This is a genomic window from Pantoea nemavictus (genome assembly GCF_037479095.1).
Taxonomy (GTDB): Bacteria; Pseudomonadota; Gammaproteobacteria; order Enterobacterales; family Enterobacteriaceae; genus Pantoea; species Pantoea nemavictus.
The window spans coordinates 2,060,170-2,076,859 of sequence record NZ_JBBGZW010000001.1 but is presented as its reverse complement, the minus strand read 5'-3'; the positions used below and the strand labels follow the sequence as shown (position 1 = coordinate 2,076,859).

Below are 16,690 nucleotides of genomic sequence, written 5' to 3'. Positions count from 1 at the left end.
TCATTTATGAAAAAGTCTGCAGCTCTATTAGCCGTTATCGCGCTGGCCGCTACGCCGGTACTTGCCGCCCAGCAGGGTGGCTTTATTGATCCGAATGCACCAACGGCGCAGGTTAAGTCTGGTGGTTTCAAAGCTGATAACACCAGTGTTGTTACGGTGAAACAGGCCGAAGAGATGAAAGACGATAGCTGGATTACCGTGCGCGGTACGCTAGAGAAGCAAATTGGTGATGAGGATTATCAGTTCCGTGATGCCACTGGCACCATGAAGGTCGAAATCGATCATAAGCGCTGGAACGGTTTAACCATCTCACCGAAGGATCAGGTAGAACTGACCGGTGAACTGGATAAAGATTTCAACTCCATCGAACTGGACGTGAAACAGGTGCGTAAACTGCCATAATTTCCTCCCCGGGGCCGTGTAAGCGGCTCCGCAATCCCACCAAACTCAAATTCTCTCTGGTACAAGCGAAACGTTTCGATGGCGATCACATTTCCGTGATGCCGTCATTGAGTTGCCGCGCGCATTTTATACACTCCCGATCAGCGAAACGTTTCGCTGTGGAGTGGAAGAAATGAAAAAAGGTCGCTTGTTAAACGCTGAAGTCTCTCATGTGATTGCCCGCCTGGGGCACACCGATACGCTGACGATTGCAGATGCAGGCTTGCCGATTCCGGCCGGTCCACAGCGCATCGATCTGGCGTTAACGCCGGGTACGCCCGAATTTTTACAGGTGGTCGACGTTATCACGCAGGAGATGCAGGTCGAAAGCGCCCTGATGGCGGAGGAGATTAAGCAGCATAATCCGCAGCTCCACAGCGCACTGCTCGCCGTGCTCGAAGCCTTGCAACGGCACCAGGGGAATGTCATTACCATCCGTTACACCAGCCATGAACAATTCAAACAACAAACGCAGCGTAGTCAGGCGGTCATTCGCAGCGGAGAGTGTTCTCCGTATGCGAATGTCATCCTGAGCGCTGGCGTGACCTTCTGAGGCCGTTATGCAACCGCTATTGCAACTCAAAGGGATTGAAAAGTCGTTTCCTGGCGTGAAAGCGCTGAATGGCGCCTCGCTTGCCGTCTATCCTGGCCGCGTCATGGCGCTGGTGGGTGAAAACGGTGCCGGTAAATCCACCATGATGAAAGTGCTTACCGGCATTTACAGCATGGACGCCGGTTCCATGCAGTGGCTAGGTAAGGATGTGGCGTTCTCTGGCCCAAAAGCGTCTCAGGAAGCGGGCATTGGCATCATCCATCAGGAACTGAACCTGATTCCACAACTGACTGTTGCCGAGAATATTTTCCTTGGCCGTGAATTTGTTAACCGCTTTGGCCGCATCGAATGGAAAAAGATGTACGCCGCGGCGGATGCGCTGTTAAAGCGCCTCAATCTGCGTTTTAGCAGCCACAAGCTGGTGGGCGATTTGTCGATTGGCGATCAGCAGATGGTCGAGATCGCCAAAGTGCTCAGCTTCGAGTCGAAAGTCATCATTATGGATGAACCGACCGATGCGCTAACCGATACCGAAACGCTGTCGTTGTTCCGCGTGATTAATGAACTGAAAGCGCAGGGCTGCGGCATCGTCTATATCTCGCACCGCATGAAAGAGATCTTCGAGATTTGCGATGACGTCACCGTGTTCCGCGATGGGCAGTTTATCGCCGAGCGTGCGGTCAGCGATCTGAGCGAAGAGAGCCTGATCGAGATGATGGTCGGCCGCAAGCTGGAAGATCAATATCCGCGCATCGATCAACAGCCGGGTGAGATCCGCTTAAAAGTAGAAAACCTGAGCGGGCCGGGCGTCGATGATGTCAGCTTTACGCTGCGCAAAGGGGAAATCCTTGGCGTGTCCGGCCTGATGGGCGCGGGCCGGACCGAATTGATGAAAGTGCTGTATGGCGCCTTGCCGCGCAGCAAAGGCAAAGTGACGCTGAATGGCCGCGAGATCATGACCCGCTCACCGCAGGATGGCTTAGCAAACGGCATCGTTTATATCTCTGAAGACCGCAAGCGCGATGGCCTGGTGCTTGGCATGTCGGTGAAAGAGAACATGTCGCTGACCGCGCTGCGCTATTTCAGTACCGGCGCGGGCAATCTCCGACACAGTGACGAGCAGCTGGCGGTGGGCGATTTTATCCGCCTGTTCAACGTCAAAACCCCCTCAATGGAGCAGCCGATTGGCCTGCTGTCCGGTGGTAATCAGCAAAAAGTAGCGATTGCGCGCGGTCTGATGACGCGCCCCGATGTGCTGATTCTTGATGAGCCGACACGCGGCGTCGATGTCGGGGCGAAAAAAGAGATCTATCAGTTAATTAACCAGTTTAAAGCCGAAGGGCTGAGCATCATTTTGGTGTCGTCAGAAATGCCGGAAGTGCTGGGCATGAGCGATCGCATCGTGGTGATGCATGAAGGCCATCTGAGTGGCGAATTTTCCCGTGAGCAGGCTACCCAGGAATCCCTGATGGCGGCGGCAGTCGGTAAGCAACACAGCGAGGAGTTAGTAGTATGAGCACCCAAACCTTACCCGCCAGCCGTCGTTGGTTCAGCAAAGCCTGGCTGCTAGAGCAGAAATCCCTGATTGCGCTGATTGTGCTGATCGCCGTGGTCGCCAGCCAGAGCCCGAATTTCTTCACGCTGCCAAACATGTTCAATATCCTGCAGCAGACATCGGTCAACGCCATTATGGCGGTGGGGATGACGCTGGTGATTCTGACCTCGGGCATTGATTTGTCGGTGGGATCGCTACTGGCGCTGACGGGTGCCGTCGCGGCGTCAATCGTCGGATTAGAAGTGAATGCGCTGGTAGCCGTTGCGGCTTCGCTGGCGCTGGGCGCGGCAATTGGTGCTATTACCGGCGTGATTGTCGCACGCGGCAAGGTGCAGGCTTTTATCGCTACGCTGGTAATGATGCTGCTGCTGCGCGGTGTCACCATGGTTTATACCAACGGTAGTCCAATTAACACCGGTTTTAACGATAACGCCGATCTGTTCGGCTGGTTCGGCATCGGCCGTCCATTGGGCATTCCTACACCGGTATGGCTGATGGCGGTGGTGTTCGCACTGGCGTGGTACATGCTGCATCACACGCGCCTCGGACGTTACATCTATGCGCTGGGCGGTAACGAAGCGGCTACGCGTTTATCCGGTATCAGCGTTAACCGCGTCAAAATCATCGTCTATTCGCTGTGCGGTCTGCTGGCGGCATTGGCGGGCACCATCGAAGTGGCTCGCCTTTCTTCTGCACAACCCACGGCAGGTACCGGTTATGAACTGGATGCCATTGCTGCGGTGGTGCTGGGCGGTACCAGCCTGGCGGGCGGTAAAGGTCGCATTATGGGCACGCTGATTGGTGCGTTAATCCTCGGTTTCCTGAATAACGGCCTGAATCTGATGGGCGTATCGTCTTACTACCAAATGATTGTTAAAGCCGTCGTCATTCTGCTAGCGGTGCTGGTGGATAACAAAAGCAGTAAATAACTCTGACCTTCACACAGGATTTAAAAATGAAAAAGTTAACTGCATTGGCCGTCATTCTTGGCGCTACCCTCAGTGCTGGCGCGATGGCTAAGGACACCATTGCTCTGGTGGTTTCAACCCTGAATAATCCGTTCTTTGTGTCACTGAAAGATGGCGCACAGAAAGAAGCTGATCAACTGGGTTATAACCTTGTAGTGCTGGATTCGCAGAACAACCCGGCGAAAGAGCTGGCGAACGTGCAGGATCTGACGGTGCGCGGCACCAAGCTGCTGCTGATCAACCCAACCGATTCTGATGCAGTGGGCAACGCCGTTAAGATGGCGAACCAGGCGAACATTCCGGTGATCACCCTGGACCGTGTTGCTGCACAAGGTACCGTGGTGAGTCACGTTGCTTCTGACAACCGCTTCGGCGGCAAAATGGCCGGTGACTTCATCGCCAAAAAGCTGGGCGAAGGCGCGAAAATCATTGAACTGCAGGGTATTGCCGGTACTTCTGCAGCGCGCGAGCGTGGCGAAGGCTTCAAACAGGCGGCTGATGCGCACAAATTCAATATTCTGGCGAGCCAGCCTGCTGACTTTGACCGTACCAAAGGTTTGAACGTGATGCAGAACCTGCTGCAGGGACATCCGGATGTACAGGCTGTTTTTGCTCAGAACGACGAAATGGCGTTGGGCGCGCTGCGTGCGCTGCAAACTGCCGGGAAAACTGACGTGCTGGTGGTGGGCTTCGATGGCACCGCTGACGGTGTGAAGGCGGTAGAATCGGGTAAACTGACCGCTACTGTGGCACAGATGCCAGATAAGATTGGCGTGATTGGCGTGCAGACTGCCGATAAAGTATTGAAAGGTGAGAAGGTGCAGTCGGTGAACCCGGTTGACCTGAAGCTGGTGACCAAATAATAAGTAAAGAAAAGCAGGGCAACGCGCCACCGTCCTGGTGGCGCATCTTTCTGGATGAATCCCAATGACCACAAGCGCAAAACTGGCCGTTCTCGGCAGCATCAATGCCGATCACATCCTTAACCTCGCCCACTTTCCGCGTCCGGGCGAAACGGTGATCGGCAAACAGTATCAAATTGCCTTTGGCGGCAAAGGGGCCAATCAGGCAGTAGCCGCTGGCCGTGCAGGGGCTGATATTGCATTTATTGCGTGTGTCGGTGCCGATGATATTGGTGCACGCATTCGTCAGCAGCTGCAGCAAGACCGCATTGATACTGCGCCGGTCGAAATCGTCGCGGATGAAGCCACCGGGGTGGCGATGATCTTCGTCAATGGCGAAGGCGAAAATAATATCGGTATTTATTCCGGCGCCAATGCGGCCCTAACCCCTGCCCGCGTTGCGCATCATCAGCAGGTCATTGCCGATGCAGATGCGTTGCTGATGCAGCTGGAATCGCCACTGGAAAGCGTACTGGCAGCGGCGAAAATTGCCCGTGAGCAGCATACCCAGGTGATTCTCAATCCCGCGCCAGCCACACAACTCTCTGATGAGCTGCTCGGATTGATTGACATCATCACGCCAAATGAAACTGAGGCAGAAATTCTCACCGGTATCGCGGTAAAGAGCGATGAAGACGCAGCGCGTGCCGCGCAGGCATTGCATGCCAAAGGTATTGCTACCGTGTTAATCACGTTGGGCCGTCGCGGCGTGTGGCTGAGTGAACAAGGAAACGGCGTGCGTATTCCGGGCTTCAGCGTGCAGGCCATCGATACCATCGCTGCGGGCGATACCTTTAACGGTGCGTTTATCACCGCGCGTCTGGAAGGCGTAGCGATGCATGATGCCGTGCGTTTCGCCCATGCCGCCGCCGCGATTGCGGTGACGCGTCCGGGCGCTCAACCCTCAGTGCCGTGGCGCACTGAGATCGACGCCTTCCTGCAACAACAGGGCTAAGCGCTTGGCTACCATGAAAGATGTCGCTCGCCTGGCGGGCGTCTCTACCTCCACCGTTTCTCACGTCATCAATAACAATCGCTTTGTCAGCGAGCAGGTGCGGGAAAAGGTGGATCAGGCGATTCGCGAACTCAACTATGCGCCGTCCGCGCTGGCGCGCAGCCTGAAGCTCAAGCAAACGCGCACCATTGGCATGCTGCTGACCGCCAGCAGTAACCCGTTCTATTCTGAAGTGGTGCGTGGCGTGGAGAATAGCTGCTACGAACGCGGCTATAGCCTGATTCTGTGCAATACCGAAGGCGATGAAGAACGCATGAATCGCAGCCTCGAAACGTTGATGCAAAAGCGTGTCGATGGTTTGCTGATGATGTGTACCGAAACCCATCTGCCGTCGGCGGAGATCCTCAATCGTTATCCGTCGGTGCCAATGGTGATGATGGACTGGGCGCCATTTGAAGGGCGCGGTGACATTATTCAGGATAACGCGCTGCTGGGCGGCGAGCTGGCCACTCAGCATCTGATCGATCGCGGCTACACGCGTATTGCCTGTATTGCGGGACCGCAGGATAAAACCCCGGCGCGTTTGCGTCTGGAAGGTTTCCATAAAGCGATGGCCAACCGCGGATTGTCGGTGCCGCCGGGCTACGTCGTCGATGGCGATTTCGAGTTTCAGGGCGGTTTCAATGCGATGAACCAGCTGCTGGCGTTAGATGCGTTACCTGAAGCGGTGTTTACCAGTAACGATGCTATGGCGGTTGGCGTCTATCACGCTTTGTTCCAGGCCGGCTTGCGTGTGCCGCAGGATATTGCGGTGATGGGCTATGACAACATCGAGCTGGCGCGTTACCTGACGCCGCCGCTTAGCACCATCCATCAACCGAAAGATGAGCTCGGCGAACTGGCGATTGATACCTTGATTCATCGTATGAGCGATCCCGACGCCAGTCAGCAAACGCTGGTGCTGACGCCGGAGCTGGTGGAGCGCGGTTCGGTTTAAGCGGCTTTCTTCTTTTTCTCGCGGTTGGCGATGAGATTTCGGCCATCGCCCGGACGTAACATCATGAAGGTGAAAGCTGACAACACGGTGACGACGCCCATTGTTAGGAAGGTGGCGTGGAATTGCGCGACGGTTGTCGCCTCGACATCCTGATAGAAACGCAGTACCGCGGCGCTCACCGCCACACCAAAGCTGATCGACAGCTGCTGCGTTACCGCCAGCACACTGTTCCCGCCGCTGGCGTTCTCATCATTTAAATCCGCTAACGTGATGGTATTCATCGCGGTGAACTGCGTCGACATCGCCATCCCCAGAATCAACAGTGCCGCCAGCAACATGACTACGCTGCCGCCCGGCGATTGCAGTGAGAAGGTGGCAATCAGCATGCCGATAATAATGGTGATACCAACCAGCGTATGACGATAGCCGAAGCGGCGTAGCACTTGCGTCACCGTCGATTTCGCCAGCAGCGCGCCAATCGCCGTCGGTCCCATCATACAACCGGCAATCAGTGCGGGATAACCAAAGCCTACCTGTAACATCAGCGGCATCAGGAACGGAATACAGCCGGTTCCCAGACGCGAGGCAATGTTGCCAATGATGCCGACCGAAAAGGTACGGGTTTTAAACATCGGTAAATTGATCAGCGGTGCCGGATGGCGACGTGCATGCACTATATAAAGAAGAAGTAACGCGACGCCGCTAAACAGCACCAATAACGCTTGCCACGGCAGCACAACACGCTCGCCAAACAGTTCAATGCCGACAGAAATCAGCACCAGGCCTAAGCCAAACAGCAGGAAACCTAAAAAATCAAAGCGGCGTTTCGGCGTCGTAAAGTCCGGCATATATTTGCGCGCATAAAAGATGCCCGCGATACCGATGGGAATGTTGATCAGGAATATCCAGTGCCAGCTGGCGTAAGTTACCAGCAAGCCGCCAAGCATCGGGCCAAGAATCGGTCCCACTAAACCTGGCATGGTGACGAAGTTTAAAACGGGCAGCAGTTCACTGCGGGGATATGCGCGCAGAAGTGCTAAACGCGCGACGGGCATCATCATCGCTCCGCCAATCCCCTGTACCACGCGAGATATCACCAACATGCTCAACGAGCCGGATAAGGCACAAGCCAGTGAACCCAGCGTAAACAGAGAAACGGCAATGATAAAAACTTTGCGAGTGCCGTAGCGATCGGCCAGCCAGCCACTTACCGGGATCAGCATCGCTACCGTAAGCGTGTAACTGATGACAGTCGATTGCATGGCAAGAGGAGATCGTTCGAGACTGACGGCAATAGCGGGAAGCGCGGTATTAAGGATGGTGGCATCGAGTGCTTGCATGAAAAACGCCATGGCGGCGATCCAGGGCAAGCCGGCCATACTGCGCGCGGAGCGAATCATTGAAAGTCCTTCTCGAATAATTGTCAGCCTGCAACAAAGTAAATTGCGTTTGGTTTAACAGAATAGCATTGGTGTTTGAGGTGATGGCGCTGATTTGTGTCGATGAAGCGGCGATTTTGACTGTTAATTCGGCGAGATATGTCTGTTTTTAACGCGTTCGTTTAAAAAAGAGGCGCTCAGTCATTTTTTTGCAATAAACCCTTGTCACCTCCGAATAACTCCCTATAATGCGCCACCACTGAGACGGCAAAGCGGCAACGCAGGCGGCTCAGCAGGGAATGAAGAAATTCATCCCGCCGGATGAAAGCGCTGAAAAAAGTGTTTGACTCTGAAGGAGGAAAGCGTAATATACGCCACCTCGCGACAGGCGGTTAACCCGCTGTTCGCAACGCTCTTTAACAATTTATCAGACAATCTGTGTGGGCACTCGCAGGATTGATATCAGCGTCTCCGGACGCAAAAAAATATCAAGTCTCACGAGTGAACACATAATGAAATTCATTATGACGTTTTACAGATGAGCACCGCTTAACTTGTTTAAGCAAATCAAACTTAAATTGAAGAGTTTGATCATGGCTCAGATTGAACGCTGGCGGCAGGCCTAACACATGCAAGTCGGACGGTAGCACAGAGGAGCTTGCTCCTTGGGTGACGAGTGGCGGACGGGTGAGTAATGTCTGGGAAACTGCCCGATGGAGGGGGATAACTACTGGAAACGGTAGCTAATACCGCATAACGTCGCAAGACCAAAGTGGGGGACCTTCGGGCCTCACACCATCGGATGTGCCCAGATGGGATTAGCTAGTAGGTGGGGTAATGGCTCACCTAGGCGACGATCCCTAGCTGGTCTGAGAGGATGACCAGCCACACTGGAACTGAGACACGGTCCAGACTCCTACGGGAGGCAGCAGTGGCGAATATTGGACAATGGGCGCAAGCCTGTATCAGCCATGCCGCGTGTATGACGAAGGCCTTCGGGTTGTAAGGTACTTTCAGCGGGGAGGAAGGCGGTGAGGTTAATAACCTCACCGATTGACGTTACCCGCAGAAGAAGCACCGGCTAACTCCGTGCCAGCAGCCGCGGTAATACGGAGGGTGCAAGCGTTAATCGGAATTACTGGGCGTAAAGCGCACGCAGGCGGTCTGTCAAGTCGGATGTGAAATCCCCGGGCTTAACCTGGGAACTGCATTCGAAACTGGCAGGCTAGAGTCTCGTAGAGGGGGGTAGAATTCCAGGTGTAGCGGTGAAATGCGTAGAGATCTGGAGGAATACCGGTGGCGAAGGCGGCCCCCTGGACGAAGACTGACGCTCAGGTGCGAAAGCGTGGGGAGCAAACAGGATTAGATACCCTGGTAGTCCACGCCGTAAACGATGTCGACTTGGAGGTTGTTCCCTTGAGGAGTGGCTTCCGGAGCTAACGCGTTAAGTCGACCGCCTGGGGAGTACGGCCGCAAGGTTAAAACTCAAATGAATTGACGGGGGCCCGCACAAGCGGTGGAGCATGTGGTTTAATTCGATGCAACGCGAAGAACCTTACCTACTCTTGACATCCAGCGAACTTAGCAGAGATGCTTTGGTGCCTTCGGGAACGCTGAGACAGGTGCTGCATGGCTGTCGTCAGCTCGTGTTGTGAAATGTTGGGTTAAGTCCCGCAACGAGCGCAACCCTTATCCTTTGTTGCCAGCGGTCCGGCCTGGAACTCAAAGGAGACTGCCAGCGATAAACTGGAGGAAGGTTGGGATGCCGTCAAGTCATCATGACCCTTACGAGTAGGGCTACACACGTGCTACAATGGCGCATACAAAGAGAAGCGACCTCGCGAGAGCAAGCGGACCTCATAAAGTGCGTCGTAGTCCGGATCGGAGTCTGCAACTCGACTCCGTGAAGTCGGAATCGCTAGTAATCGTAGATCAGAATGCTACGGTGAATACGTTCCCGGGCCTTGTACACACCGCCCGTCACACCATGGGAGTGGGTTGCAAAAGAAGTAGGTAGCTTAACCTTCGGGAGGGCGCTTACCACTTTGTGATTCATGACTGGGGTGAAGTCGTAACAAGGTAACCGTAGGGGAACCTGCGGTTGGATCACCTCCTTACCTGAAGATACCTTCCCGCGAAGTGCTCACACAGATTGTCTGATAGAAAGTAATGAGCAAGACGGCTGCGAAGTCGTGACACTATCGTGTCCCCTTCGTCTAGCGGTTAGGACTCCGCCCTTTCACGGCGGCAACAGGGGTTCGAATCCCCTAGGGGACGCCACTTGCTTGGTGACAGGTGAAAGGTGTCTCCACGACGTATCTCAAAACTGACGTAACCGTCATGTTTGAGATACTGCTCTTTAACAATCCGGAACAAGCTGAAAATTGAAACGACGCGTCGTTTTCATTCTCCGTAATAGGAATGAAATCACGATGCGTTCGAGTCTCTCAAATGCTTACAGTCCCGAGCGTTGCAAAACGCCTGTGGGTTGTGAGGTTAAGCGACTAAGCGTACACGGTGGATGCCCTGGCAGTCAGAGGCGATGAAGGACGTGCTAATCTGCGTAAAGCGTCGGTAAGGTGATATGAACCGCTACAGCCGACGATGTCCGAATGGGGAAACCCGGTGCACTCAGTGCATCATCGCAACATGAATACATAGTGTTGCGAGGCGAACCTGGGGAACTGAAACATCTAAGTACCCAGAGGAAAAGAAATCAACCGAGATTCCCCCAGTAGCGGCGAGCGAACGGGGAACAGCCCAGAACCTGAATCAGTTTGTGCGTTAGTGGAAGCGTCTGGAAAGTCGCACGATACCGGGTGATAGTCCCGTACACGAAAGTGCACAGATTGTGAGTTCGAAGAGTAGGGCGGGACACGTGGTATCCTGTCTGAATATGGGGGGACCATCCTCCAAGGCTAAATACTCCTGACTGACCGATAGTGAACCAGTACCGTGAGGGAAAGGCGAAAAGAACCCCGGCGAGGGGAGTGAAACAGAACCTGAAACCGTGTACGTACAAGCAGTGGGAGCCTCATTTATGGGGTGACTGCGTACCTTTTGTATAATGGGTCAGCGACTTATATTCTGTAGCAAGGTTAACCGTATAGGGGAGCCGCAGGGAAACCGAGTCTTAACTGGGCGTTAAGTTGCAGGGTATAGACCCGAAACCCGGTGATCTAGCCATGGGCAGGTTGAAGGTTGGGTAACACTAACTGGAGGACCGAACCGACTAATGTTGAAAAATTAGCGGATGACTTGTGGCTGGGGGTGAAAGGCCAATCAAACCGGGAGATAGCTGGTTCTCCCCGAAAGCTATTTAGGTAGCGCCTCGTGAACTCATCTCCGGGGGTAGAGCACTGTTTCGGCTAGGGGGCCATCCCGGCTTACCAACCCGATGCAAACTGCGAATACCGGAGAATGTTATCACGGGAGACACACGGCGGGTGCTAACGTCCGTCGTGAAGAGGGAAACAACCCAGACCGCCAGCTAAGGTCCCAAAGTCATGGTTAAGTGGGAAACGATGTGGGAAGGCACAGACAGCCAGGATGTTGGCTTAGAAGCAGCCATCATTTAAAGAAAGCGTAATAGCTCACTGGTCGAGTCGGCCTGCGCGGAAGATGTAACGGGGCTAAACCATGCACCGAAGCTGCGGCAGCGACGCGTATGCGTTGTTGGGTAGGGGAGCGTTCTGTAAGCCGTCGAAGGTGTGCTGTGAGGCATGCTGGAGGTATCAGAAGTGCGAATGCTGACATAAGTAACGATAAAGCGGGTGAAAAGCCCGCTCGCCGGAAGACCAAGGGTTCCTGTTCAACGTTAATCGGAGCAGGGTGAGTCGACCCCTAAGGCGAGGCTGAAAAGCGTAGTCGATGGGAAGCAGGTTAATATTCCTGCACTTGGTGTTACTGCGAAGGGGGGACGGAGAAGGCTAGGTTATCCGGGCGACGGTTGTCCCGGTTTAAGCGTGTAGGCTGACACCTTTGGTAAATCCGGGGTGTCTTAAGGCTGAGGCGTGACGACGAGCCACCACGGTGGTGAAGTAACTGATGCCCTGCTTCCAGGAAAAGCCTCTAAGCTCCAGGTAACACGAAATCGTACCCCAAACCGACACAGGTGGTCAGGTAGAGAATACCAAGGCGCTTGAGAGAACTCGGGTGAAGGAACTAGGCAAAATGGTGCCGTAACTTCGGGAGAAGGCACGCTGGCGCGTAGGTGAAGGGACTTGCTCCCCGAGCCGAAGCCAGTCGAAGATACCAGCTGGCTGCAACTGTTTATTAAAAACACAGCACTGTGCAAACACGAAAGTGGACGTATACGGTGTGACGCCTGCCCGGTGCCGGAAGGGTAATTGATGGGGTTATCCGCAAGGAGAAGCCCTTGACCGAAGCCCCGGTAAACGGCGGCCGTAACTATAACGGTCCTAAGGGAGCGAAATTCCTTGTCGGGTAAGTTCCGACCTGCACGAATGGCGTAATGATGGCCAGGCTGTCTCCACCCGAGAGTCAGTGAAATTGAAATCGCCTGGAAGATGCGGTGTACCCGCGGCAATACGGAAAGACCCCGTGAACCTTTGCTATAGCTGGACACTGAACATTGAGCCTTGATGTGTAGGGTAGGTGTGAGGCTTTGAAGCGTGGACGCCAGTCTGCGTGGAGCCAACCTTGAAATACCACCCTTTAATGTTTGATGTTCTAACGTAGGCCCGTAATCCGGGCTGCGGACAGTGTCTGGTGGGTAGTTTGACTGGGGCGGTCTCCTCCCAAAGAGTAACGGAGGAGCACGAAGGTTGGCTAATCCTGGTCGGACATCAGGAGGTTAGTGCAATGGCATAAGCCAGCTTGACTGCGAGAGTGACGGCTCGAGCAGGTGCGAAAGCAGGTCATAGTGATCCGGTGGTTCTGAATGGAAGGGCCATCGCTCAACGGATAAAAGGTACTCCGGGGATAACAGGCTGATACCGCCCAAGAGTTCATATCGACGGCGGTGTTTGGCACCTCGATGTCGGCTCATCACATCCTGGGGCTGAAGTAGGTCCCAAGGGTACGGCTGTTCGCCGTTTAAAGTGGTACGCGAGCTGGGTTTAGAACGTCGTGAGACAGTTCGGTCCCTATCTGCCGTGGGCGCTGGAGAATTGAGGGGGGTTGCTCCTAGTACGAGAGGACCGGAGTGAACGCACCACTGGTGTTCGGGTTGTCATGCCAATGGCACTGCCCGGTAGCTAAGTGCGGAAAAGATAAGTGCTGAAAGCATCTAAGCACGAAACTTGCCCCGAGATGAGTTCTCCCTGACTCCTTGAGAGTCCTGAAGGGACGTTGAAGACTACGACGTTGATAGGCCGGGTGTGTAAGCGCAGCGATGCGTTGAGCTAACCGGTACTAATGACCCGTGAGGCTTAACCTTACAACGCCAGAGGCGTTTTGGTCTGAGAGACCGGATTTTCAGCTTGTTTAACGGATAGAAAATTAGCGGAAACGAAAGATTTTACGCTGAGGCGAGGCGCCGACTGAGACGGAACGAGGGAGCATACGAAAGTATGTGACTGAGTAACGCGAGGGAGAGCAACGCGGCATCAGTGAAAAATATTCGTTTCGTGCGCAAGAATTTGCCTGGCGGCTTTAGCGCGGTGGTCCCACCTGACCCCATGCCGAACTCAGAAGTGAAACGCCGTAGCGCCGATGGTAGTGTGGGGTCTCCCCATGCGAGAGTAGGGAACTGCCAGGCATTAATTAGGTGAAGAAGCCCTGAACGGAAGTTCAGGGCTTTTTTACGTCTAAATTTCATAAAAAGCGCTAATACAGTCATTTCAAAGACTTTTAAGCCACTGAATAATAAAATCAGTAATCTGCTGCGGCTGATTAATATCCAAATAGGGTAAATCAATCTTCAAATCTTCATCAGTAGCCACCGCGATCACGTGCTCATCGATTAAATCCTCAATCTGACCCGGTATATCACGCCGCCAAAGCACAATTTTAGGCACTGGTTCATTCTTGAAGCCCTCAATCAGTATCAAATCTAATACCGAACAATCCATCCTAAATGCTAACTCTGCGAGACTTGGCGTCTGGTTGGGTGTTTCAACCATCAAAGCCCATCGTTTATTACTGGCGACGATCACCTGATCCGCTCCGGCTTTACGCAGCAAATAGCTGTCTTTCCCAGGCGAATCGATATCCATTTGGTGGTGCGTATGCTTGATTAAGCCTGATCGTATGCCTTGTGCTTTCAGTTGCGGAATAACTTGCTCTAGCAATGTGGTTTTTCCGGTTCCGCTCCAGGCAGAAATGGCCAGCAAAGGCACGGTCATGACAACGTTTCCTCATTAACCAGGTCATCGGGTGTATTAATATTACGGAAGGCCGATTCTGCATCTGAAAACGCAACGGCATGTCCATCATGCTCGCGTAAAAACTGCATCAAACGCCGTTCGCCGCGGAGTAGCCAGGCTTCGAGATCATCGGCCAGTGCACAATTCACTAGCGCTAAAGCAGGATGATCGCGCTGAGAAGACTTCACCCATACTGCGGGTGCATCGCCACGTTCCTGCCATAAACGCGCAACAAGATCACTGGGAAGCCAAGGCGTATCACAAGGGCAGAAGGCGACCCATGCAGTTTTACTGTGACGCAAACCACTAAGCATGCCAGCCAACGGTCCGGGATAATCAGGCATTGAATCAGTAACTACCTGACAACCACTTGCCTGATAGCGATCAATGTTACGGTTAGCGCTTATCAACACAATATCGACCTGCGGTCGATATCTCCGCAAAACATGCTGATAAAGGGGTTCACCTTGTAGCATTAGTAACCCTTTATCCTGTCCACCCATACGGCTGCCTTGCCCACCTGCGAGGATCACGCCGGTAAATGCTGTCATCTTCGTCTCCTTCTCTATTCTGGACGATACTTATATAGCGGCAGCGTACCACCTGCATAAAGGAATCAATGATGAAATATCACCGACTCAATGAACTGATCGATCTTCTGCAACCAGCATGGCAAAAGGAGTCCGACATCAACTTGTTGGCATTTTTACAAAAACTGGCGCATGAATCTGGTTTCAGTGGCCCATTAAGTGAATTAACGGACGATGTATTGATTTACCATCTCAAAATGCGTGAAGCAGGCAGCGACGCTGAAATACCCGGCCTAAAAAAGGATTATGAAGTGGACTTCAAAACCGCGCTATTACGTGCTCGTGGTGTGATTAAGGATGATGAGTAGTGTTATCCTTGCGCATTAATCGCAAAGGTAAGATACAGGCAAAATGATGAGCGAAGCCGCCTTTAATTTCCAGACGCTAAATCCCGATGTCATTCTTGATGCACTTTGGGATGCGGGTTTGCGTGTCGAATCAGGCTTAACTGCCCTCAATAGCTATGAGAATCGCGTTTATCAATTTAGCGATGATGAGAAGCGACGCTATGTGGCGAAATTTTATCGTCCACAGCGCTGGAGCGCACAGCAGATTCTTGAAGAGCATCAGTTCACGCAGGATCTGCTGGACGATGAAGTGCCGGTTGCCGCACCGCTAAATCTACAGGGCAGTACGCTGAATCATCATGCCGGGTTTATGTTCGCAGTCTTTCCCAGTTTGGGCGGCCGACAATATGAAACCGACAATGAGGAACAGATGGAATGGGTGGGCCGCTTTCTTGGACGCATCCATCAAACCGGAAGGCAAAGTCCGTTCCAGCAGCGCCCAGCGTTTGGATTGGAAGAGTATGTGTTTCAACCACGGCAGGAGCTGGAAAGAAGCACGTTAGTACCCGCTTCTTTAAAAGACATACTGCTTGCTGCCGTTGATAAGCTGAGCACTACGTTGCAGCAGCGCTGGCATACGCAGTGGCAGCCGCTTAGGTTGCATGGGGATTGCCATCCCGGCAATATTCTGTGGCGTGAAGGGCCGATGTTTGTCGATCTTGATGATGCGCGTACCGGGCCGGCCGTGCAGGATTTATGGATGCTGGTCAACGGCGATCGTCAGGAACAATTGATTCAATGGGACATTTTGCTGGAAGCCTATGATGAATTCGGCGATTTTGATTTACATGAATTGTCACTGATTGAACCTTTACGCGCTATGCGCATGGTTTATTATTTGGCCTGGGTGGTACGCCGCTGGCAGGATCCCGCTTTTCCGCGCGCCTTTCCCTGGATGACAGATGAGGATTTTTGGCGCCGGCAGATTGCATTATTTATCGAGCAGGAGAGGCTGTTAAACGAACCGCCGTTGCAGCTTAGCCCGCAATATTAATGAAGTACTCAGGAGATTGTTTCACGATGAAAAAGATCATGTTTGCGCTGGTAGGTTTGATGCTGGCATTTGGCGCCTCTGCGGCACAGTTTAACGATGGTAAACAGTTCGTTACTTTGCCGAAGCCGGTAGCCGGTGAGCCGCAGGTTCTGGAGTTCTTCTCCTTCTTCTGCCCGCATTGCTACCAGTTCGAACGCGTTTATCACGTGAGCGATGCAGTGAAAAAGAACCTGCCGGCTGACACTAAAGTGACGAAATACCACGTTGATTTCCTTGGTGGCCAATTCGGTCCAATCGTTACTCAGGCATGGGCTGTTGCAATGGCGCTGGGCGTAGAAAGCAAAGTAACTGCACCTATTTTCGACGGTATTCAGAAAACTCAAACCGTTACTGATGCGGCGAGCCTGAAAGAGACCTTTATCAAAGCGGCAGGTATCTCCTCCGAAGATTACGATGCGGCGTGGAACAGCTTCGCGGTGAAAGCGCTGGTTGCGCAGCAGCAAAAAGCAGCTGCTGACGTAAATCTACAGGGTGTGCCGGCAATCTTTGTTAACGGTAAATATATGGTTAACAACGGCGGCCTGGATACCAGCTCAATGGATAACTTCGTTGCTGATTACGCCAACGTCGTGAAATTCCTGGTAGAAAAGAAGTAATGTAGCTTCAGAGAACGCCGACAA

13 protein-coding genes, 1 tRNA gene and 3 rRNA genes are annotated in these 16,690 nt (G+C 53.2%); 14 read left to right on the top strand and 3 right to left on the bottom strand.

What is annotated here, in order from left to right; genetic code table 11:
* The first annotated feature begins 6 nt into the window (after positions 1-6).
* The 7 genes from WH298_RS09535 to rbsR all read left to right on the top strand — a co-directional run bounded on the left by WH298_RS09535 (position 7) and on the right by rbsR (position 6,371).
* Positions 7-402, top strand: a complete 396-nt coding sequence (locus WH298_RS09535; protein ID WP_180822732.1) for a YgiW/YdeI family stress tolerance OB fold protein — start codon at positions 7-9, stop codon at positions 400-402.
* Positions 403-574: 172 nt separating this feature from the next.
* Positions 575-994, top strand: a complete 420-nt coding sequence (gene rbsD, locus WH298_RS09530) for a D-ribose pyranase (protein ID WP_007893635.1) — start codon at positions 575-577, stop codon at positions 992-994.
* Positions 995-1,001: 7 nt separating this feature from the next.
* Positions 1,002-2,510: a ribose ABC transporter ATP-binding protein RbsA gene (gene rbsA, locus WH298_RS09525; RefSeq protein ID WP_007893638.1), complete on the top strand. Its 1,509-nt coding sequence runs from the start codon at positions 1,002-1,004 to the stop codon at positions 2,508-2,510.
* Positions 2,507-3,478, top strand: a complete 972-nt coding sequence (gene rbsC, locus WH298_RS09520; protein WP_007893642.1) for a ribose ABC transporter permease — start codon at positions 2,507-2,509, stop codon at positions 3,476-3,478. Before rbsA ends, rbsC begins: the two co-directional genes overlap by 4 nt.
* A 26-nt stretch (positions 3,479-3,504) precedes the next feature.
* Positions 3,505-4,380, top strand: a complete 876-nt coding sequence (gene rbsB, locus WH298_RS09515; RefSeq protein ID WP_007893644.1) for a ribose ABC transporter substrate-binding protein RbsB — start codon at positions 3,505-3,507, stop codon at positions 4,378-4,380.
* A 64-nt stretch (positions 4,381-4,444) separates the two neighbouring features.
* Positions 4,445-5,374: a ribokinase gene (gene rbsK / locus WH298_RS09510; protein ID WP_007893647.1), complete on the top strand. Its 930-nt coding sequence runs from the start codon at positions 4,445-4,447 to the stop codon at positions 5,372-5,374.
* A 13-nt stretch (positions 5,375-5,387) separates the two neighbouring features.
* Positions 5,388-6,371, top strand: coding sequence for a ribose operon transcriptional repressor RbsR (rbsR, locus tag WH298_RS09505; RefSeq protein ID WP_202883443.1), 984 nt, complete (start codon positions 5,388-5,390; stop codon positions 6,369-6,371).
* On the opposite strand, the gene mdtD is transcribed toward rbsR, so the two are convergent.
* Positions 6,368-7,771 (bottom strand): multidrug transporter subunit MdtD, encoded by a 1,404-nt coding sequence (gene mdtD / locus WH298_RS09500; protein WP_180822730.1) that lies wholly within the window; start codon positions 7,769-7,771, stop codon positions 6,368-6,370. The two genes, rbsR and mdtD, sit on opposite strands and share 4 nt — an antisense overlap.
* Before the next feature lie 554 nt (positions 7,772-8,325).
* Here mdtD and WH298_RS09495 point away from each other — a divergent pair.
* From WH298_RS09495 to rrf, 4 genes are all read left to right on the top strand, one after another.
* Positions 8,326-9,867 (top strand): 16S ribosomal RNA (locus WH298_RS09495).
* Positions 9,868-9,955: 88 nt separating this feature from the next.
* Positions 9,956-10,030, top strand: a tRNA-Glu gene (locus tag WH298_RS09490).
* Between the two features lie 214 nt (positions 10,031-10,244).
* Positions 10,245-13,151, top strand: a 23S ribosomal RNA gene (locus WH298_RS09485).
* Positions 13,152-13,356: 205 nt separating this feature from the next.
* Positions 13,357-13,472 (top strand): 5S ribosomal RNA (gene rrf, locus WH298_RS09480).
* The 16S, 23S and 5S rRNA genes sit together here with 1 tRNA gene alongside, the layout of an rRNA operon.
* A gap of 82 nt (positions 13,473-13,554) precedes the next feature.
* Here rrf and mobB read toward each other — a convergent pair.
* Positions 13,555-14,058 (bottom strand): molybdopterin-guanine dinucleotide biosynthesis protein MobB, encoded by a 504-nt coding sequence (mobB, locus tag WH298_RS09475; protein ID WP_180822729.1) that lies wholly within the window; start codon positions 14,056-14,058, stop codon positions 13,555-13,557.
* Positions 14,055-14,630: a molybdenum cofactor guanylyltransferase MobA gene (mobA, locus tag WH298_RS09470; RefSeq protein WP_180822728.1), complete on the bottom strand. Its 576-nt coding sequence runs from the start codon at positions 14,628-14,630 to the stop codon at positions 14,055-14,057. The genes mobB and mobA overlap by 4 nt, the downstream gene beginning before the upstream one ends.
* A 71-nt stretch (positions 14,631-14,701) precedes the next feature.
* Between mobA and WH298_RS09465 the strand changes: the two genes are divergently transcribed.
* Genes WH298_RS09465 through dsbA form a run of 3 tightly spaced genes read left to right on the top strand, consistent with a single transcriptional unit; the run spans position 14,702 to position 16,666 of the window.
* Positions 14,702-14,977 carry a YihD family protein gene (locus tag WH298_RS09465; RefSeq protein WP_007885228.1) on the top strand — a complete coding sequence of 92 codons (276 nt, stop codon included), beginning with the start codon at positions 14,702-14,704 and terminating at the stop codon, positions 14,975-14,977.
* 46 nt (positions 14,978-15,023) lie between these two features.
* Positions 15,024-16,010 carry a serine/threonine protein kinase gene (locus WH298_RS09460; RefSeq protein WP_180822727.1) on the top strand — a complete coding sequence of 329 codons (987 nt, stop codon included), beginning with the start codon at positions 15,024-15,026 and terminating at the stop codon, positions 16,008-16,010.
* A 26-nt stretch (positions 16,011-16,036) separates the two neighbouring features.
* Positions 16,037-16,666, top strand: coding sequence for a thiol:disulfide interchange protein DsbA (gene dsbA, locus WH298_RS09455; RefSeq protein ID WP_007885230.1), 630 nt, complete (start codon positions 16,037-16,039; stop codon positions 16,664-16,666).
* Positions 16,667-16,690: the final 24 nt, after the last annotated feature.

Excerpts from the sequence above, each read along its gene's own strand:
- WH298_RS09535 (WP_180822732.1), top strand. The coding sequence starts at position 7 with ATGAAAAAGTCTGCAGCTCTATTAGCCGTTATCGCGCTGGCCGCTACG.
- rbsD (WP_007893635.1), top strand. The coding sequence starts at position 575 with ATGAAAAAAGGTCGCTTGTTAAACGCTGAAGTCTCTCATGTGATTGCC.
- rbsA (WP_007893638.1), top strand. The coding sequence starts at position 1,002 with ATGCAACCGCTATTGCAACTCAAAGGGATTGAAAAGTCGTTTCCTGGC.
- rbsC (WP_007893642.1), top strand. The coding sequence starts at position 2,507 with ATGAGCACCCAAACCTTACCCGCCAGCCGTCGTTGGTTCAGCAAAGCC.
- rbsB (WP_007893644.1), top strand. The coding sequence starts at position 3,505 with ATGAAAAAGTTAACTGCATTGGCCGTCATTCTTGGCGCTACCCTCAGT.
- rbsK (WP_007893647.1), top strand. The coding sequence starts at position 4,445 with ATGACCACAAGCGCAAAACTGGCCGTTCTCGGCAGCATCAATGCCGAT.
- rbsR (WP_202883443.1), top strand. The coding sequence starts at position 5,388 with ATGAAAGATGTCGCTCGCCTGGCGGGCGTCTCTACCTCCACCGTTTCT.
- mdtD (WP_180822730.1), bottom strand. The coding sequence starts at position 7,771 with ATGATTCGCTCCGCGCGCAGTATGGCCGGCTTGCCCTGGATCGCCGCC.
- mobB (WP_180822729.1), bottom strand. The coding sequence starts at position 14,058 with ATGACCGTGCCTTTGCTGGCCATTTCTGCCTGGAGCGGAACCGGAAAA.
- mobA (WP_180822728.1), bottom strand. The coding sequence starts at position 14,630 with ATGACAGCATTTACCGGCGTGATCCTCGCAGGTGGGCAAGGCAGCCGT.
- WH298_RS09465 (WP_007885228.1), top strand. The coding sequence starts at position 14,702 with ATGAAATATCACCGACTCAATGAACTGATCGATCTTCTGCAACCAGCA.
- WH298_RS09460 (WP_180822727.1), top strand. The coding sequence starts at position 15,024 with ATGAGCGAAGCCGCCTTTAATTTCCAGACGCTAAATCCCGATGTCATT.
- dsbA (WP_007885230.1), top strand. The coding sequence starts at position 16,037 with ATGAAAAAGATCATGTTTGCGCTGGTAGGTTTGATGCTGGCATTTGGC.